Origin of the sequence: Verminephrobacter aporrectodeae subsp. tuberculatae At4, assembly GCF_000193225.1 — a bacterium.
GTDB lineage: Bacteria > Pseudomonadota > Gammaproteobacteria > Burkholderiales > Burkholderiaceae_C > Acidovorax > Acidovorax aporrectodeae.
This window is the reverse complement of record NZ_AFAL01000031.1, coordinates 1-22,054: the sequence shown is the minus strand read 5'-3', so window position 1 is coordinate 22,054 and position 22,054 is coordinate 1. Positions and strand designations below refer to the sequence as shown.

The window sequence follows — 22,054 nt, the reverse complement described above, 5'->3', positions numbered from 1 at the left end:
CGTGCGCCGCTTGCTTCAGCGCAGCGCACTGCGCTTTGGCGGTGTCGATACCGCGACGAACCTCCGCGTGGGCCTCATCCAGCGCGGCGCATCGTATCGCCTTGCCTGCGGCCTGTTCAACGTGTGCGGCCCGCTCCTGCGCTGCACGCAGCGCAGCGTTGAAATTCCTTCTCGCTTCGGCCCAGGGCTTCGCCCCGTGCAAGCCTTCCTTCATGACACCTGGAAGGCTGCGCAAACGCAGCGGATCGGGTTCGGTGTCCGGCTTCGGCGTGTCCTCCCACCAGAATCGTTCGGCGAACGACCGACGACGCGAGGCGCTGCCAAGCACGGCGGCGATCAGGCCCCAATTCCGGCGCTTGGCGGGTCGAACTTTCTCGCGCTTGCCGCAGGCCACGGAGTCGGCGACGATGGAGAAGTAGTCCAACCCGAACTGGTTCAGTGCATCGCTCGCCATCGGCAGCTCCTTGGTCACGTTTTCGACCGCGCCGTTATTCGACGACGCGACGACGATGCCCAAGCCGCACAGGCTCGCGTCGATCGCCCTCGGAGTGCCGTAGCGGTATTCACCTTCGAGCTTGATGGACGAGCCCATGGCATTCAGCGGTCGTTCAAACGCTGTCATTCGCCGTGCCCGCTCCACCACGACGGCAGCCACCACATCGCGCAACAGCGTGGTTTTTCCCGTGCCTGGCGGCCCGTTGACCGAATAGATGCCGGACTCGGGCAGCAGCGTGTTCGCAATCTTGTTGACGGCGAACTGCTGGGCCATGACGAGTTTCTTGTCAGGCCAGCACCCGGCAGGCATGCGCGTCGGCTGCACGGCAGCGAGCAGCTCGCCACGGCCACCCTGGGGATCGCCATCGCGCAAATCGAACCTGTCTGGCGCACGTCGGCCCCGCAAGTAGCCCGCCAAGGCAGGCCCGCAGTGCCCCTGCGCCAACTCGCCGCAAACGATCCGGATGTCCTCGGCCACGAAGGAATTGAAGAGGGTGGTGTCGTCCATCGAGTCCGACTCGGACATCTTCACCAGCCGCGCCTGAATCTGAAGCAGAGTGGGCGCATGGGTCGGACGCCAACCCAGTGCGTCCTGCACCAGCGCCAGTACGTGCGGCACGTCCTCGACGGTCAACGGCCTCAGGCGTTCGCTGCCTTCCTGATTCGCTGGATCCGGGCCGTCCGGCTTGGCCTTGTCATCGTCCTGCTCTGAAATCAGCAAGCGCTTCACGAGCAAGGCCCTCACCTGCGATTTGAGGCCGTCGCAGACGCCCCCGAATCCGCTGAAGTCGGCCATGCTGCCGCCACGCGCGACACGACCCATCGCCCAGGGCAACGAGGAGATGAAGACTTCGCCGGTGACGAAGCCATCGGCGTTGAGCTGGAGCACCATCATCGGTGTGTCGCCGGCAGAACGCATCTTGCGCGGGTCCACCGGTGATGCGCCGAGCAGCGTGCGCAAATCAGCAGTCACCTGCCGAATATCCATCACGCCGAGAAAGGCGAGCAGCTTGGTTTCGTAACCCTTGGGCGCCCACAGGCGCTTGCGGCGATCCGGGTCAATCCACGGCAGGTCAGCGTTGAGTTCGATGCGCCAGACACGTTTTTTTTCGTCCTCCTCGGGCGCCTCGGTCAGGTTGAAGTATTCGATGCCCGTCCAGTAGTGGCAAGCCCGCAGCAGTTCGCTGCGACTCATCGGTGCACAACCGGATTCCTCTGCGGTGAATGACAAGGCGGCCTCTCCTTTGGCGAACATGGATGCGTGTGCTGAACACGGGCAGCGGCTTCGCTGCGCGGCGCAAGGCTAACAGGCTTGGGTGAAGCAGCACCTCGATCAAGTCACCCGCCCAGTCCTGCCCGAGTTGCTCTTGCGCGCAGGTCAGTTCGCGCACATGGCGCACGTTGCACGGGCTGTGCCAGCGTGCTCTTGAACTGGGGAACGCTGCCATGCCGCGTTTCTCATGCAGGCGCAGCGCGTTTATCCTCGGGTCCATTTCCTGAACGAAGAAGAAAGCCCCCCGCGCATGTCCATCCAATGGTTCCCAGGCCATATGCACCTGACCCGCAAAGCCATCACCGGGCGCGTCGAGGGCATCGACGTGGTGATCGAGGTGCTCGACGCGCGCCTGCCGGGATCGAGCGCCAACCCGCTGCTGCGCGAGCTCACGGGCCACCGGCCCACGCTTAAGCTGCTCAACAAGCAGGACTTGGCCGACCCCGTGCGCACGGCGCTATGGATCGACTGGTACGCGGCGCAGGACGGCACCCGCGCCGTGGCGCTGGACGCCTGCGCTGGCGCACCGGCGCGCAAGCTCATTGCCGACTGCCGGCTGCTCGCGCCCGGGCGGGGTGGAATGGCCAAGCCCCTGCGGGTGCTGATCTGCGGCGTTCCCAACGTGGGCAAATCCACGCTCATCAACACCCTGAGCGACAAGCGCCAGGCCAAGACGGGTGACGAGGCCGGAATCACCCGGCAGGAGCAGCGCATCACGCTGGCCGACGACTTCTACCTGTGGGACACGCCCGGCATGCTGTGGCCGCGCATCGGCGTTCCCGAAAGCGGCCTCCACCTGGCCGCCAGCGGCGCCATGGGCCGCAATGCCTACGACGATGAGCTGGTGGCGCTGCATTTGCTGCGCCGTCTGCAAGCGCACTACGCCCCCCGGTTGGAGGCGCGCTACAAGCTGGGTCTGAACGCGCACGCGCTGACCGGCATGCACGACGCCGACCTGCTCCAGGCGATTGGCAGGCGGCGCGGCGCCGTGCAGGGTGGCGGGCGGGTGGACCTGCCCAAGACCGCCGGGATCGTGCTCACCGACTTTCGCAGCGCCCTCCTGGGGCGCATCACGCTGGAGACGCCCGAAGAATTCCAGACTTGGCGCGCCACCGCCGTGGCCGAGGACGCCAAGCGCCAAGCGAGGAAGGACGCGCGCAGCAAGGGCAAGGGCGCGCGCGCAGCCGCTGCGCACGCCGACCCGGATTGAACCGCTTCCAGCCGCCACGAATGGCGCAAATCACCCCGGTTCCGACGCCGGGCTGCGGCCCATCAGCAGCGCCACGGCGTCGGCGGGACCGAGCCGGCCGTCGAGCAAATCCACGACGGCCCGGGTGATCGGCATGTCCACCCGCAGCCGGTGCGCGCGCTGGGCCACGGTGCGCGCGCTGTAGACGCCCTCTGCCACGTGCCCCAGCGATTCCAGCGCTTGGGCAAGGCTCTTGCCCTGCGCCAGCCGCATGCCCACGCGCCGGTTGCGCGACAACGCGCCCGTGGCCGTGAGCACCAGGTCGCCCAGGCCCGAGAGGCCCATGAAGGTCTCGGGCCGCGCGCCCAGCGCCAGACCGAGCCGCGTCATTTCGGCCAAGCCCCGGGTGATGAGCGCCGCGCGGGCGTTCAGCCCCAGGGCCAGGCCGTCGCACAGGCCCGTGGCAATCGCCAGCACGTTCTTCACCGCGCCGCCGACCTCGACCCCCACGATGTCTTCATTCGCATACACCCGCAGGCTGGGGCTGTGGAAGGACCGGACCAGGGCCTCGCGCACCCGGGAATGCGGGCTCGCCGCGACCAGCGCCGTGGGCTGGCCCAGGGCGACCTCCTGGGCAAAGCTGGGGCCGCTGAAGGCTGCGGCCATGAGTTCGGGAGCGACCAGCGCCTGCACCTCGTGCGCCAGCAATCCATGCGCGCCGGGGTCGTTTTCCGGCGCCGCCTCGAATCCCTTGCACAGCCACGCCACGGGAACGCTGCAACCGCGCAGCGCCTGCAGCATGCCGCGCAGCGCGGCCATGGGGGTGGCCACGATGAGCAGGTCTGCGCCGGGCAGCAGCGCTGCGGGGTCGCCGTCGGCGATGTGCAGCGCGGGGGGAAGGCGATGGCTGGCAGATAGCGCGTGTTGCAGCGCTCGGCACGCATGCCCTGCGCCTGCGCGGCGTCGCGCGCCCAGAGCGTGACAGCGTGGCCCGCCGGGTGCCGGGCGGCGCTCATGGCGAGCGCGGAGCCCCAGGCTCCGGCGCCAAGAAGCACGATTTTCATGGCCGATGGCGCTGCGGCGTCCGGCGGGCCGGCCGCATTACTGCACGGTGGTCGGCGCAGCCGTGTCGGCAGACTGCGCCTGCTGCTGTTCGTACATGCTCTGGAAGTTGATTTCGGCCAGATGCACGGGCGGAAAGCCCGCGCGGTTGATCACGTCGGCCACGTTGCCGCGCAGGTAGGGGTAGACGATCTGGGGGCAGGCAATGCCCATGATGGGACCCATCTGGTCTTGCGGGACGTTGCGGATCTCGAAGATGCCGGCCTGCTTGGCTTCGACCAGGAACACGGTCTTGTCCTTGATCTTGGTTTGCACCGTGGCGGTCACGGCCACCTCGAAGATGCCCTCGGCCACGGGGCTGGCTTCCACGCCGAGTTGGATGTCCACGCTGGGCTGCTCCTGTTCGAGCAAGATGGCGGGCGAATGCGGTTGCTCCAGCGACATGTCCTTGAGGTAGATGCGCTGGATCTGGAATACGGGGTTGGCATTGTCTTGATCGGCCATGGCGACGGTCTCTTTGCTAGCTTGGGTTTGGGCAAAACAAAACCCGCCGGGGAGCGGCTCCCGCAGCGGGCACATGGGGTCGCATTATGCAGCGCGCCCGCGCGCAGCATCAGGCGGCGCCCAGCAGGGCGTTGAGTTCGCCGCGGCCGTCGAGCGCCAGCAGGTCGTCGTAGCCCCCCACGTGCGTCTGGCCAATGAAGATCTGCGGCACCGTGCGGCGGCCGGTGAGCTCCATCATGTGCCCGCGCGCCGTGGGGTCGGTGTCGATGCGGATTTCTTCGATCTGCGCCACGCCCCTGGACTTGAGGAGTTGCTTGGCCCGGATGCAGTAGGGGCAAATGGCGGTGGTGTACATCTTCACGGTTTGCATGGCGATCCCTTCTCTGAACAGTTCTCCACCACGCTAGCGCAAGACCCCCGGCCGCATGTAAATGGGCGTGTCCCGGGCCGCCGCGCGGGCGACCCCAAGGGGATCATTTTTCCACCGGCAAGCTGGCCGCGCGCCAGGCCCTGAGGCCGCCCGCCATGGCCTGGGCCTTTTCGTAGCCCAGCTTCCTGGCGATGGCCGCCGCGCGCTTGGCGCGGGCCCCGCTGGCGCACACCAGCACGACGGGCAGGGCCTTGTTCTTCACCAGCGCGGGCAGGCGTTCCTCGAGTTCGCCCAAGGGCACGTTCCTGGCGCCGCCCACGTGGCCTGCGGCAAATTCCTCGGCCCCGCAGACGTCGATGACCACGGCCTTTTCGCGGTTGATGCACTGCACCGCAGCCGCGGGTGTCAGCTGGCTGCCGCTGACGTTCCTGAGCGCAGGCCACAGCAGCATGCCGCCCGAAACCAGTGCGAGGAGGAGCAGATACCAGTTGTCAACAATAAATTTCACGGGGCTTCCTTGGGTTGGCGGACGGCGCGATTTTAGAATGCATGGATTTGCGACCCGCCTTTCCCGGGGCAAGCCATGCACAAACTCGTTCTGATTCGCCACGGCGAATCCACCTGGAACCTTGAAAACCGCTTTACCGGCTGGACCGACGTTGACCTCACGCCCACCGGCGTGTCGCAGGCCCTTTCGGCAGGCAGGCTGCTCGCGGCCGAGGGCTGGGCGTTCGACCTGGCCTTCACCAGCGTGCTCCGGCGCGCGGTGCACACGCTCTGGCACGTGCTCGACGCGATGGATTGCAGCTGGCTCCCGGTGCTCAAGGACTGGCGCCTGAACGAGCGCCACTACGGCGCGCTGCAAGGGCTGAACAAGGCCGACATGGCCCGGCAATACGGCGCCGAGCAGGTGCTGCTGTGGCGCCGCAGCTACGACACGCCGCCCCCCGCACTGCAAGCCGACGATGCGCGCAGCGAGCGCGCTGACCGCCGCTACGCCGCGCTGGCGGCCGGCAGCGTGCCCCTGACCGAATGCCTCAAGGACACCGTGGCCCGCGTGCTGCCCTTCTGGAACGACGCCATGGCGCCCGCCATCCGCTCGGGCCGGCGCGTGCTGGTGGCCGCGCACGGCAACTCCATCCGGGCTCTGGTGAAGTACCTCGACGGCGTCTCCGAGAGCGACATCGTGGGTCTGAACATTCCCAACGGGATTCCGCTGGTGTACGAGCTCGACGCCGACCTCCAGCCCATCCGCCATTACTATCTGGGCGATGCGCAGGCGGCCGCGCAGGCTGCGGCGGCCGTGGCGGCGCAAGGCCGCGCGTGAAGCCCGCGCAAAGCAGAAGGGCGGTCCTGTCCGGTCGGCCCGAAACCTGCGATAAACGAACGAACATCTGCGCGCAGCAGGTAGCGGCCCCATCCAGGGTGTGTAATTGATCAAGCATGAAGCGATAAAAGGTGTCGTATGGGCCAGAATCTCAAAATTGCCGGGTGGGTAGCGATCGGCGCGGTGGCGGGAGCGCTCACCACGGCGTCGCTGCAATCGGGCGCGCGCGGCGCGATGGCGCCCTTGCCGCTGGAGGAAATCCAGCAGTTGTCGGCGGTATTCGGTCTGGTGAAGACCGACTACGTCGAGCCCGTGGACGACAAGAAGCTCATCACCGACGCCATCTCCGGAATGGTGTCCAGCCTTGATCCGCACTCCCAGTATTTCGACAAAAAGTCCTTCAAGGAATTCAGCGAAGGAACGTCCGGCCGCTTCGTCGGCGTGGGCATAGAGATCACGCAGGAGGACGGTCTGATCAAGATCGTCTCGCCCATCGAGGGCTCTCCCGCGTTCCGCGCCGGCCTGAAGACGAACGACCTGATCACCAAGATCGACGACACCGCCGTCAAGGGCCTGAACTTGAACGAAGCCGTCAAGCGCATGCGCGGCGAGCCCAACACCCGGGTCACGCTGACCATCTTTCGCAGGGACGAGAGCCGCACCTTCCCCGTGAACATCACGCGCGAAGAGATTCGGACGCAGTCCGTCAAGGGCCGGGTCATCGAGCCCGGCTACGCCTGGATTCGCCTCTCGCAGTTCCAGGAGCGCACGGTGGATGACTTCGTGCGCAAGGTGGAAGAGGTCTACAAGCAGGAGCCCCACCTCAAAGGCCTGGTGCTGGATCTGCGCAACGACCCCGGGGGCCTGCTCGACGCCGCAGTGGCCATCTCGGCGGCCTTCCTGCCGAAAAACATCACCGTGGTCACGACCAACGGTCAGCTGGCCGACAGCAAGGCCACCTACAAGGCCGCGCCCGAGTTCTACCAGCGCCGTGGCAGCGCGGACCCGCTGCGCCGCCTGCCGGAGGCCCTGAAATCGATCCCGCTCGTGGTGTTGGTCAACGAGGGCTCGGCTTCGGCGAGCGAGATCGTCGCCGGCGCCCTGCAGGACCACAAGCGCGCCACCATCATGGGCAACCAGACCTTTGGCAAGGGTTCGGTGCAGACGGTGCGTCCCCTGGGCCCCGACACCGGGATCAAGCTCACCACGGCGCGCTACTACACCCCCAGCGGCAAGTCGATACAGGCCAAGGGAATCGTGCCGGACGTCATGGTCGACGAGTCGCAGGAGGGCAACATCTTCGCCGCCCTGCGCATGCGCGAGGCCGACCTCGACAAGCACCTGGGCAGCGGCCAGGGCGAGGAGGAAAAGGACCCGGCGCGCGAAGAAGCCCGCGAGGAAGCACGCAGGCGCATGGAGGAGGAAGCCAAGAAACCGATCCCCGAGCGCAAGATCCCGGAGTTCGGGTCGGACAAGGATTTCCAGTTGGCGCAGGCGCTCAACCAGCTCAAGGGCCAGACCGTGATCGTGAGCAAGACCTTGACCGAGCGCAAGGAAGAAAAGAAAGGCAATTGAGCCCCGCGCTGCCCGGACCCCCATGACCGACGAGCAGCTTCTGCGCTATTCGCGCCACATCCTGCTCGATGAAGTGGGCATCGAAGGGCAGGAACGGATTCTGGCAGCGCATGCCCTGATCATCGGCGCCGGCGGGCTGGGTTCGCCCGCGGCGCTCTACCTCGCGTCCGCGGGGGTCGGCCGGATCACGCTGGTCGATGGCGACGTGGTGGACCTGACGAATCTGCAACGCCAGATCGCGCACACCACGGCCCGGGTGGGCAGGCCCAAGGTGGAGTCGGCGGCCGAGGCGATGGCGGCCATCAACCCCGGGGTGCAGATCACGGCGCTCGCGGCCCGCGCGGATGCCGCCATGCTCGACGGCCTGGTCCGGGAGGCCAGCGTCGTGCTCGATTGCAGCGATAACTACGCCACGCGCCACGCCGTGAACGCCGCCTGCGTGCGCCATGGCAGGCCCCTGGTGGCGGGGGCGGTGATCCGGTTTGACGCGCAGATCACGGTGCTTGACCCGCGCACCGCGCGCTCCCCGTGCTACGCCTGCATCTTCCCGCCGGACGCCGACTTTGAAGAAGCGCACTGCTCCACGCTGGGCGTGTTTGCCCCGCTGGTCGGCGTGCTCGGCGCCATGCAGGCTGCCGAAGCGCTGAAGCTGCTGGCGGGCATGGGCCAGTCGCTGGCCGGGCGGCTATTGATGCTCGACGGCCGCTCGATGCAGTGGAGCAGCATGCGCGTGCAGCGCGCTCCCGACTGCCCGGTGTGCTCTGCGCAATAGACCTTTTCCTACAGGGTGATCCTGCTCGCTGCTGGCAAAATCCGAGCCTTCGAACGCCTGGATTCGAGAACCGTCCACCGCGTCCTTGCACATCCTTGCATTGCCCAAAAACTGGACTCCCCCGTGAAACTGCGCATCTACATCGTCGAAGACAACACGACCATTCGGGAGAACCTGATCGCTACCCTGGAGGAACTGGCATCGGTGCAGGCCGTAGGCATTGCCGAAACCGAAGACGCGGGCAAGGAGTGGCTCACGACGCACAGCGGCCAGTGGGATCTGGCCATCGTGGATCTGTTTCTGCGCCAGGGCAGCGGCCTGGGGGTTCTGGCCGCCTGCCGCGCGCGCCGCCCGGAGCAAAAGATGGTGGTGCTGAGCAACTACGCGACACCGGACGTGCGCATGCGCTGCGCGCAGCTGGGGGTGGACGCGGTTTTCGACAAATCCAACGAAATCGACGCGCTGGTGGATTACTGCGTTCTGCACGGCAACGGCCCGAAGGCAGCGGACGCGCCCTCCCCTCTGCGGTGATCGCACTCACAGCGCGGGGTCGGATGCCGCCGCGTGCAGCGCGTCCAGCAATTGCTGCACGTCGTGCGCCGTGTGCGCGGCCGACAGCGCGATGCGCAGCCGGGCCGTTCCCGCCGGCACGGTGGGCGGGCGGATCGCAGGCACCCACAGACCCCGGGCGCGCAGGCCGTCCATCAGGGCCAGAGCGTCTTCGCTGCGGCCGACCACCAGCGCCTGCACGGGCGTTTGCGAGGGCAACAGCCGCCAGCTGAGGTGCTGCGGCAGCGCGGCGAGCCCCTCGCGCAGCTGGGCGATGAGCGCGTCCAACTGCGCGCGCCGGTCGTCGGCCGCGGCCATGAGCCGCAGGCTCTGGCGCAGGGCGCTGGCCAGCAGCGGCGGGGCGGCGGTGGCAAAGATGTAGCTGCGCGTTCCTTGCAATAGCCATTCGATGAGGGTGGCGTCGCCCGCGACGAAGGCCCCTGCGACACCGGCGGCCTTTCCCAGCGTGGCCATGTAGAGAACGCGCCGCGCTGCGGCGGCGCCCGTGAGGCCCGCCTGCGCCAGGCTGCCACGCCCCTGCGGACCGAGCACACCAAAACCGTGCGCATCGTCGAGCAGCAGCAGGGCGTCGTGGCGCTCGCACAGGGCCAGCAACGCGGGGATGTCGATCAGGTCGCCGTCCATGCTGAACACGGCGTCGCTGATGACCAGCTTGCGCCGCGCGGGGTTCGCGGCCAGCGCGGCCCCGAGCGCTGCCAAGTCGGCGTGCGGATAGCGCACGATGGTGGCGCGCGACAGGCGCGCACCGTCGATCAGGCAAGCGTGGTTCAGCGCGTCGGAAAACAGCGCGTCGCCCTTCCCTACCAGCGCGGGGATGATTCCGGTGTTCGTGGCGTAGCCCGCGTAGAAGTACAGCGCCCGGGGCAGTTGCACGAAGGCGGCGAGTTCATGCTCCAGTGCGTCATTCGCGGCGCTGTGCCCGCTGACCAGGGGCGAGCCGCCCGAGCCCAGGCCATAGCGGTGCGTGGCCTGGCGCGCGGCCTCGGCCAGCGCCGGGTGGCCGGCCAAGCCCAGGTAGTCGTTGCTGCAAAACGCCAGCAGGGGCTGTCCATCAACCAGCAGGTGCGCGCCCCCCGCGGGCTGCACCACGCGGCGGCGGCGCAGCAGGTGCGCGCCCTCGATGGCGGCCAGGCGGTCGGGGATCTCGTCGATCCAGGAATTGTTCCCGCGCTCCGGATTCGGCTCCATGTCGCCCTGGCTTGGCTACGGCACAAATCGGAGGGCGGCAACGACGAAGGCCATTCCAGCCAAGACAATGCCTGCGAGTTTCCAAGTCTGATCCGTGAGCGCCTTGAACACGTCGGCGCGAAGCGCCTCAATGTCGGACTTTGTGGCAAGCATGGTGCTGTGGGCCTCGTAACGTTGGTCAATCGATTTCGAAAGTGCGTCCGCCACCCGCTCGGCTTTCTCCTTGGAAACACCGGCGTCCAGCAGGGCTGAATAAAGTTCCGATTCGATTTGCATGAGGCGTCCATTCTATCGGTCGCAGATACAGGGCGACAAGCCGGCATTGCCCATGCTTGGCCCCCGTTCATTGCCACTGCGCGGGCAGTGTGAACGCGCGCCCTCGATGGCGGCCAGGCGGGCGGGGATCTCGTCGATCCAGAAACTGTTCCCGCGGCTGGCTACTGCGCAAACCGGAGGGCGGCAACGACGAAGGCCATTCCAGCCAAGACAATGCCTGCGAGCTTCCAAGTCTGATCCGTGAGCGCCTTGAACATGTCGGCACGAAGCTCGGCGCGAAGCGTCTCGATGTCGGATTTTGTGGCGAGCACGGCGCTGTGGGCCTCGTAACGTTGGTCAATCGACCTGGAAAGTGCGTCCGCCACCCGCTCGGCTTTCTCCTTGGAAACACCGGCGTCCAGCAGGGCTGAATAAAGTTCGGACTCGACTTGCATGAGGCGCCCATTTTATCGGTCGCAGATACAAGCCTGCATGGCCCATGCTTATTGCCACTGCGCGGGCAGTGCCAGCACCGTGCTGCGCGCGTCGGGCGGCCTCTGGTGCGCAATGTCCGCGAGCAGCGGCGCGCCCAGGTGGGTGCGCAGATAGGCGATGTTTTCGTCAACGGCGTCCATCGCGGGGTGCACGCGGTTCGCCACCCAGCCCGCGAGCGCCAGGCCGCGCGAGCGGATGGCCTCGGCCGTGAGCAGCGCATGGCTCAGGCAGCCCAGACGCAGACCCACCACCAGCACCACGGGCAGCGCCAGGGCCTGCGCCAGGTCGGCGCCGGTGGCGCTATCGGACAGCGGCACGTGAAAGCCGCCCGCGCCCTCCACCACCACGGCGTCGGCCTGCGCCGCCAGGGCCTGGTAGCTGCGCACCAGGGCGCTCACGTCGATCCGCACGCCCGCGCGCTGCGCTGCTATATGCGGCGAGAGCGGGTCGGCAAGCAGCACGGGGTTGTCCAGCGCCGCTGGCACGGCCAGCGTGGACGCGGCGCGCAGCGCGCTTGCGTCCTCGCTGTCCCCGTTCCCGTCCAGACCGGCGGCCACGGGCTTCATGCCGACGACGCGGCGGTGCCTGCGTGCCAGGGCGTGCAGCAGGCCTGCGGCGACCAGCGTCTTGCCGACGCCGGTGTCGGTGCCGGTGACGAAGCAGCCGATCATGCGGCGGCTTCCTCCTGCAAGGTAGCTTCCAAGGCCGCGAGCGCGCCGCTGGCCAGGCAGTGCACGGCCTCGTCGTCGAGCACGTAGGGCGGCATGGCGTACAGCGTGTTTCCGATCGGGCGCAGCAGCAGCCCGCGCGCCAGGGCCTGCTGGTGGTAGCGGCGCGCAAAGTCGGGCCGGGTGTCGGCGATGTCCCAGGCCCAGATCATTCCCAGGCGCCGGGCATGGCGCACGCGCGGGTGCCCGGTCAGGGGCGCGCAGGCGGCGTCGATGCGCGCGGCCAGCGCACGGTTCGTGTTCAGGGCGTCGAGCTGATCGAACAGTTCCAGCGTGGCCAGCGCCGCGCGGCAGGCCAGCGGGTTGCCGGTGTACGAGTGCGAATGCAGGAAGCCGCGCGCCACCTCGTCGTCGTAGAACGCGGCGTACACGGCGTCGCTGGTGAGCACGGCGGACAGCGCCAGCGTCCCGCCCGTCAGGCCCTTGGACAGGCAGATGAAGTCGGGTCGGATTCCGGCCTGCTGGTGCGCGAACATGCTGCCGGTGCGGCCAAAGCCCACGGCGATCTCGTCGACCACCAGATGCACTTCGTAGCGCGTGCACAGGGCGCGCGCCAGGCGCAGGTATTCGGGGTCGTGCATGGCCATTGCACAGGCGCATTGCACCAGGGGTTCGACGATCAGCGCGGCCGTCTCGGCGTGGTGCTCGGCAAGCCAGGCCTCGAGCGCCGCAGCCGCGCGCCGGGCGACGTCCCGGGCGCTCTCGCCGGGCTCTGCGCCGCGTGCGTCGGGGCTGGGAACGGTCGCGGCCAGGCGCACCAGCGGGGCGTAGGCTTCGCGGAACAGCGCCATGTCGGTGACGGCCAGCGCGCCCACGGTCTCGCCGTGGTAGCCGCCGGCCAGGCCCACGAAGCGGCTCTTTCCCGGGCGCCCCTGGTTGCGCCAGTAATGCGCGCTCATCTTCAGCGCGATCTCGGTGGCGGCGGCGCCGTCGCTGCCGTAGAACGCATGGCCCAGACCGGTGAGCGCGCCCAGGCGCTCGGACAATTCCACCACCGGCGCGTGCGTGAACCCGGCGAGCAGCACGTGGTCGAGCCGCTCCAACTGGTCGGCGAGCGCAGCCTTGATGTGCGGGTGGCCATGGCCGAACAGGTTGACCCACCAGGAGCTGATGGCGTCCAGATAGCGCCGGCCGTCGCTGCCGTATAGCCAGGGGCCCTGCGCGCGCGCGATGGCCACGGGCGGCTGCGCCTCGTGGCGCTTCATCTGCGTGCAGGGGTGCCACACATGCGCCAGGCTGCGGGCGGCCAGCGTGTCGGTGGCGGCGGCGCGCATGCGCGCGCTGTCCGGGTCGCAGGGCGGAGTGAGCGGCGCAATGGATGCAGCAGGGATCGGCAAATCCAGCGTGCAGCTGTCGCCCAGCGCCTCGCGCCAGACACGCACGCGGCAGGCGCGCGGGCGCAGTTCGGCCGGCAGGGCCTGCGCGATGAAGAGGCACAGGTTTTCCAGCGTGGGCGTGCCCAGGCCGGGCACCTCGTCGAGCATGCGGTGGTCGAGCTGCGCGCGCACCGCGTCCAGGCCCCGGCGCAGCAGGCCCAGGTCGAGCACCATGCCGCTGGCCGGGTCGCAGGGGCCGCTGAGCGAGACCTCGGCGTGGTAGCTGTGGCCGTGCACGCGCAGGCTGCCTTCGGCCTCGATCTCGCGGCGCAGGGTGTGCGCCGCGTCGAAGAAGAAGCGCTGGGAAATGGTCAGTGCCGTCGATTGCATGGCCGAAACTTAGCGTATTCCGCTGACCTTGTGCGTCTGCAAGCTCAGGCGCCACACGGGCTGCTCCAGGCAGGCGGCGATGCAGACGGCGATGTTCGCGGCCTGCTGCGGCCCGTCCATGGGTTGCAAAAAGCGCAGGCCGAACTGCCCGGTGCGCGCCATGGTCGCCAGGTCCATCCCGGCCTGAGGCCATACGAGTTTCAGTTCCTGCCCGCGCGTCTGGATCCAGGGCGCGCCGGCCTTGGGGCTGACGCACAGCCAGTCTATTCCGGGCGGTGCGGCGATGCTGCCGTTGCTCTCGACCGCGATGCGAAAGTGGCGCGCGTGCAGGGCGTCGATGAGCGCGGCGTCCAATTGCAGCAGGGGCTCGCCGCCGGTGAGCACCACCAGGCGGTGCTCCCTGTCGTGCGCGGGCCACTGCGCGGCGATCACGTCGGCCAGCGCCTGGGCAGTGGAAAACTTGCCGCCCAGCGTGCCGTCGGTGCCCACGAAATCGGTGTCGCAAAAGCGGCAGATCGCGGCGCCGCGGTCCGCCTCGCGGCCCGTCCACAGGTTGCAGCCGGCAAAGCGGCAGAACACGGCGGGCATTCCGCTCTGACCGCCTTCGCCCTGCAGGGTGTAGAAAATTTCCTTGACGCTGTAGCGCATGCGCTGTGTTCCGGGGTGGTTTCAGGCCATGGCCGGAACCAGGATGGTGGGCGCGGCCGGGGCCGCCGCATCGGGGTGGTCGCGGCTGTAGTGCAGGCCCCGGCTCTCGCGGCGCAGCTGCGCGCTGCGCACGATCAGCTCGGCCACCTGCACCAGGTTGCGCAGTTCCAGCAGATCGCGCGTGACGTGAAAGTGCGCGTAGAACTCGTCGATCTCGCCCTGCAGCAGCGCGATGCGGTGCGCCGCGCGTTCCAGGCGCTTGTTGGTGCGCACGATTCCCACGTAGTCCCACATGAAGCGGCGCAGCTCGTCCCAGTTGTGCGAGATGACCACGGATTCGTCGGCGTCGGTCACGCGGCTGTCGTCCCAGGCGGGCAGCTCGGGCAGCTCGGCGGCGGGCGCCGCAGCAATGGCCTGCGCGGCGGCGCGGGCAAACACCATGCATTCGAGCAGCGAGTTGCTCGCCAGCCGGTTCGCGCCGTGCAGGCCGGTGCAGGCCACCTCGCCCACGGCGTACAGGCCGGGCAGGTCGCTGCGGCCCGCCAAGTCGGTGAGTACGCCGCCGCAGGTGAAATGCGCCGTGGGCACCACGGGGATGGGCGCGCGCGTGATGTCGATTCCCAGCGCCGCGCAGCGCGCCAGGATATGCGGGAAATGCGCCTGCAAGAACGCCGGACTGCGGTGCGAGATGTCCAGGTGCACGCAGTCCAGTCCATGGCGCTTCATCTCGTAGTCGATGGCACGGGCCACCACGTCGCGCGGCGCGAGTTCGGCGCGCGCATCGTGCTCGGGCATGAAGCGTGCGCCACCGGCCGACGGTGGCAGCAGCAGCCGCCCGCCCTCGCCGCGCACTGCCTCGCTGATGAGAAAGGACTTGGCGTGCGGGTGGTACAGCCCCGTGGGGTGGAACTGTATGAACTCCATGTTCGCCACGCGGCAGCCCGCGCGCCAGGCGGCGGCAATGCCGTCGCCGGTGGCGGTATCGGGGTTGGTGGTGTACAGGTAGACCTTGCCCGCGCCGCCGGTGGCCAAAATGGTCTGCGGCGCGCGCAGGGTGACGACGGTGTCGCGCACGCCGTCCAGCGCGTACAGGCCCAGGCAACGGTGGCCGCTGCCCCCCAGCTTGCGCGGGGTGATCAGGTCCACCAGCGTGTGCTGCTCGAACAGCGTGATTCCCGGCGTGGCGCGCACCGCATCGATGAGCGTGCGCTGCACGGCGGCGCCGGTGGCGTCCGTCACGTGCGCGATGCGGCGCGCGCTGTGGCCGCCCTCGCGGGTCAGGTGCAGCCGCTCGCCGTCGAGCGTGAAGGGCACCCCGAGCTGGCGCAGCCAGGCGATGGCCGCGGGCGCGTTTTCCACCACGAAGCGGGTGGTGGCCAGGTCGCACAGGCCCGCGCCGGCCTCCAACGTGTCCTGGATGTGGGCGGCAAAGCTGTCGCCGTCGGCGAGCACGGCGGCAATTCCGCCCTGGGCCCAGGTGCTCGATCCGTCCTCCAGCTCGCGCTTGGTGATCACGCCCACGCGGTGCGTGGGCGCCAAGTGCAGCGCGGCGCACAGGCCGGCCAGGCCGCTGCCGGCGATGAGGACGTCGAAGTCGTGGGCTGCCATGGTGTGCGCTGCGAGGGTGAAATTCCGGGGTCGCCGGTCGGGGTGGCGGCGCCAGCGCCACCGGAGAATACGGAACGCTCAGCGCCGGAAAACCCTGCGCCCGCGGCCGATGCGCGGATCAATCGGCACCGGTCTGAACGTCGGTCTGGTAGACATAGGGCCTTTGCGCGACCCGGGCCGCGCGGTAGTCGCTCCAGAGCTTGCGATCGACCTTTTTGTCCCATAGCAGGGCGCGGCCGGCGCGTTGCTCGTTTTCCAGTTCGGGCCTGTTGGCCTTGAGCTGGTTGATGAACTGCGTGGCGTCGGATTGGTAGTCGGGGCGGCGGAAAATGGACATGGACGGCAAACCTCTCGGGCGTGGATTCTACCGGGCCCCCGCGGCCCCGGCCGCACGCGCGCGGCTATGATCCAGCCCCTGCCACCGCCACCCGCCATGGCCGCCATCCACATCACCGACATCGAAGCCGCGATCAACTACTGGCGCAGCCGCGCGCCGTCCCCCGACGGCGTCACGCTGGCGCCCGAGTTGCGCGCGCTCGGCGAGGTCTACGCGCAGATGGTCTACCGGCACGAGGACGAGGTCGATGGCCTGGCACCGCAGGCCCTGGCCGCCTGGCTGGCCTGGTACGACAGCACGCCCGACACGCCCTGCATCGCCGTCTGCTCCACGAGCCAGGGCGACGCGCTGTGCAAGGGCTGCGGGCGCACTTTCGACGAGGTCCAGCGCTGGCCCTCCATGGGCCCGGCGGAGAAGCGCCGGGTGTGGCGCCGCATCACGCTGGAGCATTCGGCCTGGCGCTTCAACCGCTACGCCGAGCGCGCGACGGCAGCGCCCGGCTGAGCACCGCTCCCGAGCGGCGAGGCGCGCCCCGCAACTTACTTCCAGCGCTGGGGTTCGAATAGCACGCAGCCCTGCGCGCTGCTCAGGGCCACGGACCCATCCTGCAGCGTGGCCTGCACTTGCATGCTGCGCTCGGCCAGTTGCGCCAACACCTGCGACGCCGCGCTCGGGATGCGCCAGACTTGCAGCCGCTCGAAGCGCGAGAGCTGCGCAGCAATGCCCTTCCACCAGACCTCGGCCGCGCCGTGAAAGCAGTAGACGAGCACCGCGTCGGCCTTGCTGCAGGCGCGGGCCAGGGGTTTGCCATCCGGCTGGCCGACCTCGATCCACAGGCGCCGGCGCCCGCTGAAGTCGGTCAACGAAACGTCCGGGTCGTCCGGGTCGGACAGGCCCGCGCCAAACGCCAGGGTCCCGTCGCCCCGGCACAGCGCCTGCATTTGGTGCGCCTGAATCGCCAGCGCCGCGAGCCGCACCATCATCCGCTCGTCGGTCTCGCTGGGGTGGCGTGCCAGCGTGAGCGCGTGCTCGGCGTAGTAGCCGTGGTCGATGTCGGCGATTTGCAGCTGCGCCTTGAAGATCGTGGCCTTGGTCGCCATGCCATCAGACGCGGCGCGCGAGCACGGCGGCCAGGCCCAGGTAGCTGCCCGGCGTCAGCGCCAGCAGGCGGTCTTTTTCCGCCTGGGGAATTTCCAGCGACAGGATCAGATCGTGCAGCGCCTGCGCCGTCACGGCTTGGCCGCGCGTGAGCTCCCGGAGCTTCTCATACGCGCCCGCGACGCCGAAGCGGCGCATCACCGTTTGTATGGGTTCGGCGAGCACCTCCCACGCGGCGTCCAGGTCGGCGGCCAAGGTCCGTTCGTCGATTTCGAGCTTGTTCAGGCCCGCGAGCAGCGCGCGTAGGCCAGCGTGGCATGGCCCAGCGCGACGCCCATGTTGCGCAGCACGGTGCTGTCCGTCAGGTCGCGCTGCCAGCGGCTGACCGGCAGCTTTTCGGACAGGTGCCTGAGCAGCGCGTTCGCCAGGCCCAGGTTGCCTTCGGCGTTCTCGAAGTCGATCGGGTTCACCTTGTGCGGCATGGTCGACGAGCCGACCTCGCCGGCCCGCGGGCGCTGCCTGAAATAGCCCAGGCTGACGTAGCCCCAGATGTCGCGCGCCAAGTCGATGAGGATGGTGTTGGCGCGCGCCATGGCGTCGAACAGTTCGGCCATGTAGTCGTGCGGCTCGATCTGAATGCTGTAGGGCTGGAACGTCAGGCCCAGGCCCAGGGGTTCGGGGGTTTCGACGACCTTGCGGCTGAAGGCCTCCCAGTCAAAGTCGGGCCAGGCGGACAGGTGCGCGTTGTAGTTGCCCACGGCGCCGTTCATCTTGCCCATGACCTTCACTGCGGCGATGCGCTCGCAGGCCGTTTGCAGGCGCATGACCACGTTGGCCATTTCCTTGCCCACCGTGGTCGGGCTGGCCGTCTGACCGTGGGTGCGGCTGAGCATGGGCGTATCGGCAAAGACATGCGCCATCTCGCGCAGCTTGAGCAGGATGCGGTCCAGGCTGGGCAGCACGATCTGGTCGCGGCCCGAGCGCAATTGCAAGGCGTGGCTGGTGTTGTTGATGTCCTCGCTGGTGCAGGCAAAGTGCACGAACTCTGCGGCCCTTTGCAGTTCCGGGCGCGCCTCGAATTTGCTTTTGATCCAGTATTCGACGGCCTTGACGTCGTGGTTCGTGGTCTTTTCGATCTCCTTGATGGCCAGGGAGTCGGCCTCGCAGAAGTTCTTCACCAAGCCCAGCAGGTAGGCCCGGGCGCCGGTGGTCAGGGGTTTGAACTCGGCAAAACCCGCGTCGGACAAGGCGATGAACCAGGCCACTTCCACCTGCACCCGACGGTGCATGTAGCCGTGTTCGCTCATGATCGGGCGCAGGGCGGAAAGCTTTGCGGCGTATCGGCCGTCGAGCGGCGACAAGGCAGTGAGGGTGGGCAGGCTCATGGCGCGCCATTGTAGGGGCCGGCAAGCACCGCCCGAGAGCCAGCCTTCCCGGGTTTCTCCACGGATTTCTGCCGATAGAATCGATCGCTGATCGTCCAAGCTTGCCCCAATGTAAACAGACCATGAAATTGATCGGAACCTCTGCCAGTTCCTACGTCCGCAAGGTGCGCGTCGTGCTGGCTGAAAAAAAACTCGACTACCAGTTCGTGCAAGACGACGTTTGGGCAGACGATAGCCAAGTCCCGGCCTCGAACCCGCTGGGCAAGATCCCCTGCCTGGTGATCGATGGGGGCGAAGTCCTGTTCGACTCGCGCGTGATCGTGGAATACTTGGACACCCTGTCGCCCGTCGGCAAGCTGATTCCGGCCAAGGGCCGCGAACGCGCCGTGGTCAAGACCTGGGAAGCCCTGGCCGACGGCGTCGTGGACGCCGCCGTGCTCGCGCGCCTGGAGGCCCACTGGGTGCCGCGCGGGGACGGCGAACGCAGCCAAGCATGGATCGAGCGCCAGCTGCGCAAGGTGCACGACGGCCTGCGGTTCATGGGCCAGCGCCTGGGGGACAGGCCGTATTGCAGCAGCGTCTCCCTGAGCCTGTCGGACATCGCCGTGGGCTGCGCGCTGGGCTGGCTGGAATTTCGCTTTCCCGAAATCACTTGGCGCAACGCCCATCCCAACCTGGGTCGGCTGCTGGACAAGCTGATGCAACGCCCGAGCTTCGCGGAGACCCGGCCCTCCTGAGCGCCGCGCCCGCCCGGACAGGGCGCGCGGCGGGGTGTGGGGGTATTGGGTTGATGTGCCGCCAGCTCCCCCTGGCTGGCGGTCGGAATAAAAAAAGTTGCGAAGCGTCCCGAAACGAATCAGAGAGGGAGGGAGGAAAAGCGCTTCAGGAGGTCAGTCGGAACCCGGGGGCCCAAAAGGCTTCGCAACGTAAAACCATGGTTTCGTGCCGCGCGATTGTGACAGTTGCCACAATTGTCTTGCGCCACGAACAAGAGAGTGACACCAGGGCGGTACGGTTCCGAAGTCTAGCCGATTTTTATCGAGGGAATGTAAAAAGAATTTCATGGTGTCCGGGGAGCGCGTTCGCCTGCTGCGTCGGCCCCATGACCAAGGGAAATCCCGTCTTGTCTCGCAGGCGGTGCTGTGGTGGGGGTCGGGTGCCTGCCGAGCAGGCGGCGCAGCAGGCGCGCCACCCCGTGCCCGATGTCGTCGATCCCCGTGAACACCGCAGGAATCACCAGCAGGCTCAGCAGCGTGGAGGTGATCAGTCCGCCGATCACCGCCACCGCCATCGGTGAGCGAAAGCTCGGGTCGGCGACGCCAAACCCCAGCGCGATGGGCAGCATGCCCGCGCCCATGGCGAGCGTGGTCATGATGATCGGACGCGCGCGCTTGTGGCAGGCGTCGAGCAGCGCCTCCCGCCGCGTCAGCCCCTGCTCGCGGCGCGCCAGGATGGCGTACTCGACCAGCAGGATGGAGTTCTTGGTCGCGATTCCCATGAGCATGATGAGCCCGATGAGCGAGGGCATGGAAAAGCTCTTTTGCGCGATCAACAGCCCCACGAACGCGCCGCCGAGCGACAGCGGCAGCGCCGCCAGGATAGTCACCGGGTGCAGAAAGTCCTTGAACAGCAGCACCAGCACGATGTAGATGCACAGCACGCCGGTGAGCATGGCCAGGCCAAAGCTGGCGAACAGCAGGCCCATCTCCTCGGCGTCGCCGATCGTGATCTGGCGTACGCCCGGTGGCAGGTTCTTGATCGAAGGCAAGTCCTGCACCGCCTTGGCGACGTCGCCCAGCGGCAGGCCGGAGAGCTCGATCTCGAAGTTCACGTTGCGCGCACGGTCGTAGCGGTTCACCATCGCGGGGCCGCCGCTGAACTCCAGCGTGGCCACCTGGCCGAGCATGACCGGGCCCTTGCTGCCCGGCACCGTGAGGCGTTCGAGCAGCGCCAGGTCCTGGCGCGCGTCGTCCTGCAACTTGACGACGATGGGGACCTGGCGCGACGCCAGATTCAGCTTGGGCAGCGCCATGTCGTAGTCGCCCACGGTGGCGATGCGCAGCGTCTCGGCGATGGCGCTGCTGGTCACGCCCAGGTCGGCGGCGCGCGCAAAGTCCGGGCGCACGGCGATCTCCGGCTGCACCAGGCTGGCCGTGGAGGAGATTGCGCCCAGGCCCGCAATGCGGCGCAGGTCCTTCTCCACGGCGAGCGCCGCGCTGCCCAGCACCTGCGGATCCTCGCCCGAGAGCACCAGCACGTATTTCTCGCCCGAGCTGCCCAAGCCGACCTTGCTGCGCACGCCGGGCAGGGTCACCAGCGCCGCGCGGATTGCTTGCTCGATAAGTTGCTTGCGCGGCCGCGCGCCGCGCGTGGAAAGCATGATGGTGAGCGTGGCCTTGCGCGTTTGCGCATCCGCGCCCCCGGCGAACGGGTCCGCTCCGGCCGAACCGCCGCCGATGGTGGTGTACACGCGCTGCACGTGCTCCACCCGGGCGATGCGCTGGCGCGCGTCCTCGGCCGCAGCGTGGGTCTGCGCCAGCGTGCTGCCCGGCGGCAGTGCCAGATACACCTGCGTCTGCGAGTTGTCGTCGGGCGGGATGAAGCCCGTGGGCAGCAGCGGGATGAGCGCCAGCGAGCCGACGAAGAACACCGCCGCTGCCAGGTAGGTCAGCCCGCGGTGCCCTATGCACCACGCCGCCCAGCGCAGATACACGCGCATCCAGCGCGGGTCCTGGTGCCCGTGCACGATGGGCCGCAGGATGTAGGCGGCCATCATCGGCGTCAGCGCGCGCGCCACCACCAGGCTGGCAAACACCGCGAGTGACGCCGTCCAGCCGAACTGCTTGAAGAATTTTCCCGGAATGCCGGCCATGAACGCCGTGGGCAAGAACACCGCGATCAGCGTGAAGGTGGTCGCCACCACGGCCAGGCCGATCTCGTCGGCGGCTTCCATCGCCGCCTGGTAGGGCGTTTTGCCCATGCGCAGGTGGCGCACGATGTTCTCGACCTCGACGATGGCGTCGTCCACCAGAATCCCCACCACCAGCGACAGCGCCAACAGCGTGACCACGTTGATCGTAAAGCCCAGAAAATGCATGCCGATGAACGCCGGGATGACCGACAACGGCAGCGCCACGGCGGACACGAAGGTGGCACGCCAGTCGCGCAGGAAGATCCACACCACCAACACGGCCAGCAGCGCGCCTTCGATCAGCAGGTGCATGGAGCCGTCGTACTCCTCCTGCACCGGCTGCACGAAGTCGAACGCCTTGGTGATCTGCAGGTCCGGGTGCTGCGCGCGCAGTGCGTCGAGCGCGGCCTGCACCCCAGTGCCCACCTCCAATTCGCTCGCACCCTTGCTGCGCGCGACCTCGAAGCCGACCACGGGCCGGCCGTCGAGCAGCGCCAGCGCGCGCGGCTCGGCGACGTCGTCCGACACCGTGGCCAGCTCGTCGAGCCGCACATGGCG

The 22,054-nt window shown here is 68.2% G+C and carries 22 protein-coding genes and 3 pseudogenes; 7 read left to right on the top strand and 18 right to left on the bottom strand.

The genetic code is table 11. The features are described from left to right. Window positions 1-1,726: pseudogene (locus VTU_RS0101115) on the bottom strand (hypothetical protein); the annotation flags it as partial. A 292-nt stretch (window positions 1,727-2,018) separates the two neighbouring features. Here VTU_RS0101115 and ylqF point away from each other — a divergent pair. Next, window positions 2,019-2,978, top strand: coding sequence for a ribosome biogenesis GTPase YlqF (gene ylqF / locus VTU_RS0101110; protein WP_029553982.1), 960 nt, complete (start codon window positions 2,019-2,021; stop codon window positions 2,976-2,978). 30 nt (window positions 2,979-3,008) lie between these two features. Here the strand turns inward: ylqF and VTU_RS25215 are convergent. The 4 genes and pseudogenes from VTU_RS25215 to VTU_RS0101090 all read right to left on the bottom strand — a co-directional run bounded on the left by VTU_RS25215 (window position 3,009) and on the right by VTU_RS0101090 (window position 5,401). Beyond that, window positions 3,009-4,021, bottom strand: a pseudogene (locus VTU_RS25215) (NAD(P)H-dependent glycerol-3-phosphate dehydrogenase). A gap of 37 nt (window positions 4,022-4,058) precedes the next feature. Beyond that, window positions 4,059-4,523 carry a protein-export chaperone SecB gene (gene secB, locus VTU_RS0101100; RefSeq protein ID WP_010100002.1) on the bottom strand — a complete coding sequence of 155 codons (465 nt, stop codon included), beginning with the start codon at window positions 4,521-4,523 and terminating at the stop codon, window positions 4,059-4,061. A gap of 109 nt (window positions 4,524-4,632) precedes the next feature. Continuing rightward, window positions 4,633-4,893 carry a glutaredoxin 3 gene (gene grxC / locus VTU_RS0101095; RefSeq protein ID WP_010100001.1) on the bottom strand — a complete coding sequence of 87 codons (261 nt, stop codon included), beginning with the start codon at window positions 4,891-4,893 and terminating at the stop codon, window positions 4,633-4,635. Window positions 4,894-4,996: 103 nt separating this feature from the next. Beyond that, window positions 4,997-5,401, bottom strand: coding sequence for a rhodanese-like domain-containing protein (locus VTU_RS0101090; RefSeq protein ID WP_010100000.1), 405 nt, complete (start codon window positions 5,399-5,401; stop codon window positions 4,997-4,999). A gap of 75 nt (window positions 5,402-5,476) precedes the next feature. Between VTU_RS0101090 and gpmA the strand changes: the two genes are divergently transcribed. The 4 genes from gpmA to VTU_RS0101070 all read left to right on the top strand — a co-directional run bounded on the left by gpmA (window position 5,477) and on the right by VTU_RS0101070 (window position 9,098). Continuing rightward, on the top strand, window positions 5,477-6,220 hold the full coding sequence (gene gpmA / locus VTU_RS0101085; protein WP_010099999.1) for a 2,3-diphosphoglycerate-dependent phosphoglycerate mutase: 744 nt from the start codon (window positions 5,477-5,479) through the stop codon (window positions 6,218-6,220). A 138-nt stretch (window positions 6,221-6,358) separates the two neighbouring features. Beyond that, on the top strand, window positions 6,359-7,795 hold the full coding sequence (locus VTU_RS0101080) for a S41 family peptidase (protein ID WP_010099998.1): 1,437 nt from the start codon (window positions 6,359-6,361) through the stop codon (window positions 7,793-7,795). A gap of 22 nt (window positions 7,796-7,817) precedes the next feature. Further along, the gene (locus tag VTU_RS0101075) at window positions 7,818-8,567 is read left to right on the top strand and encodes a HesA/MoeB/ThiF family protein (RefSeq protein WP_010099997.1); all 750 of its coding nucleotides are present in this window, start codon (window positions 7,818-7,820) and stop codon (window positions 8,565-8,567) included. Window positions 8,568-8,690: 123 nt separating this feature from the next. After that, window positions 8,691-9,098, top strand: coding sequence for a response regulator (locus tag VTU_RS0101070; protein WP_029553981.1), 408 nt, complete (start codon window positions 8,691-8,693; stop codon window positions 9,096-9,098). A 6-nt stretch (window positions 9,099-9,104) separates the two neighbouring features. Here VTU_RS0101070 and bioF read toward each other — a convergent pair whose 3' ends face one another. The 9 genes and pseudogenes from bioF to VTU_RS0101030 all read right to left on the bottom strand — a co-directional run bounded on the left by bioF (window position 9,105) and on the right by VTU_RS0101030 (window position 16,102). Further along, entirely contained in the window at window positions 9,105-10,325 is a 1,221-nt protein-coding gene (gene bioF, locus VTU_RS0101065) for an 8-amino-7-oxononanoate synthase (protein WP_010099995.1), read from the bottom strand. Window positions 10,326-10,340: 15 nt separating this feature from the next. Then, a complete protein-coding gene (locus VTU_RS0101060) occupies window positions 10,341-10,601 on the bottom strand; it encodes a hypothetical protein (RefSeq protein ID WP_010099994.1) in 261 nt (86 codons plus the stop codon). Between the two features lie 161 nt (window positions 10,602-10,762). After that, complete coding sequence (locus VTU_RS0101055; RefSeq protein WP_010099993.1) at window positions 10,763-11,035, bottom strand: hypothetical protein; 273 nt, start codon at window positions 11,033-11,035, stop codon at window positions 10,763-10,765. 48 nt (window positions 11,036-11,083) lie between these two features. Continuing rightward, window positions 11,084-11,746: a dethiobiotin synthase gene (gene bioD, locus VTU_RS0101050; RefSeq protein WP_010099992.1), complete on the bottom strand. Its 663-nt coding sequence runs from the start codon at window positions 11,744-11,746 to the stop codon at window positions 11,084-11,086. After that, window positions 11,743-13,077 (bottom strand): adenosylmethionine--8-amino-7-oxononanoate transaminase, encoded by a 1,335-nt coding sequence (locus VTU_RS0101045; protein ID WP_029553980.1) that lies wholly within the window; start codon window positions 13,075-13,077, stop codon window positions 11,743-11,745. Before VTU_RS0101045 ends, bioD begins: the two co-directional genes overlap by 4 nt. A 102-nt stretch (window positions 13,078-13,179) precedes the next feature. Then, window positions 13,180-13,509, bottom strand: a pseudogene (locus tag VTU_RS34590) (6-carboxytetrahydropterin synthase); the annotation flags it as partial. A 9-nt stretch (window positions 13,510-13,518) separates the two neighbouring features. Then, window positions 13,519-14,157: a 7-carboxy-7-deazaguanine synthase gene (gene queE / locus VTU_RS0101040; RefSeq protein WP_010099990.1), complete on the bottom strand. Its 639-nt coding sequence runs from the start codon at window positions 14,155-14,157 to the stop codon at window positions 13,519-13,521. Window positions 14,158-14,178: 21 nt separating this feature from the next. Then, window positions 14,179-15,765: an L-aspartate oxidase gene (nadB, locus tag VTU_RS0101035; protein ID WP_010099989.1), complete on the bottom strand. Its 1,587-nt coding sequence runs from the start codon at window positions 15,763-15,765 to the stop codon at window positions 14,179-14,181. 118 nt (window positions 15,766-15,883) lie between these two features. Further along, window positions 15,884-16,102 (bottom strand): DUF3460 family protein, encoded by a 219-nt coding sequence (locus tag VTU_RS0101030; protein WP_010099988.1) that lies wholly within the window; start codon window positions 16,100-16,102, stop codon window positions 15,884-15,886. 96 nt (window positions 16,103-16,198) lie between these two features. Here VTU_RS0101030 and VTU_RS0101025 point away from each other — a divergent pair, with 96 nt between their 5' ends. Further along, on the top strand, window positions 16,199-16,606 hold the full coding sequence (locus tag VTU_RS0101025) for a DUF3717 domain-containing protein (RefSeq protein ID WP_010099987.1): 408 nt from the start codon (window positions 16,199-16,201) through the stop codon (window positions 16,604-16,606). Window positions 16,607-16,641: 35 nt separating this feature from the next. On the opposite strand, the gene VTU_RS0101020 is transcribed toward VTU_RS0101025, so the two are convergent. Genes VTU_RS0101020 through purB form a run of 3 tightly spaced genes read right to left on the bottom strand, consistent with a single transcriptional unit; the run spans window position 16,642 to window position 18,585 of the window. Further along, window positions 16,642-17,202: a YaeQ family protein gene (locus VTU_RS0101020; protein ID WP_010099986.1), complete on the bottom strand. Its 561-nt coding sequence runs from the start codon at window positions 17,200-17,202 to the stop codon at window positions 16,642-16,644. Between the two features lie 4 nt (window positions 17,203-17,206). After that, window positions 17,207-17,578, bottom strand: a complete 372-nt coding sequence (locus VTU_RS34585; protein WP_236610609.1) for an adenylosuccinate lyase family protein — start codon at window positions 17,576-17,578, stop codon at window positions 17,207-17,209. Beyond that, window positions 17,482-18,585, bottom strand: a complete 1,104-nt coding sequence (gene purB, locus VTU_RS25210; RefSeq protein WP_236610608.1) for an adenylosuccinate lyase — start codon at window positions 18,583-18,585, stop codon at window positions 17,482-17,484. The genes VTU_RS34585 and purB overlap by 97 nt, the downstream gene beginning before the upstream one ends. A 122-nt stretch (window positions 18,586-18,707) precedes the next feature. Here purB and VTU_RS0101010 point away from each other — a divergent pair, with 122 nt between their 5' ends. Next, complete coding sequence (locus VTU_RS0101010; protein ID WP_010099985.1) at window positions 18,708-19,322, top strand: glutathione S-transferase family protein; 615 nt, start codon at window positions 18,708-18,710, stop codon at window positions 19,320-19,322. 323 nt (window positions 19,323-19,645) lie between these two features. On the opposite strand, the gene VTU_RS25205 is transcribed toward VTU_RS0101010, so the two are convergent. Further along, a partial coding sequence (locus tag VTU_RS25205; RefSeq protein ID WP_010099984.1) for an efflux RND transporter permease subunit occupies window positions 19,646-22,054 on the bottom strand: 2,409 nt, incomplete at its 5' end.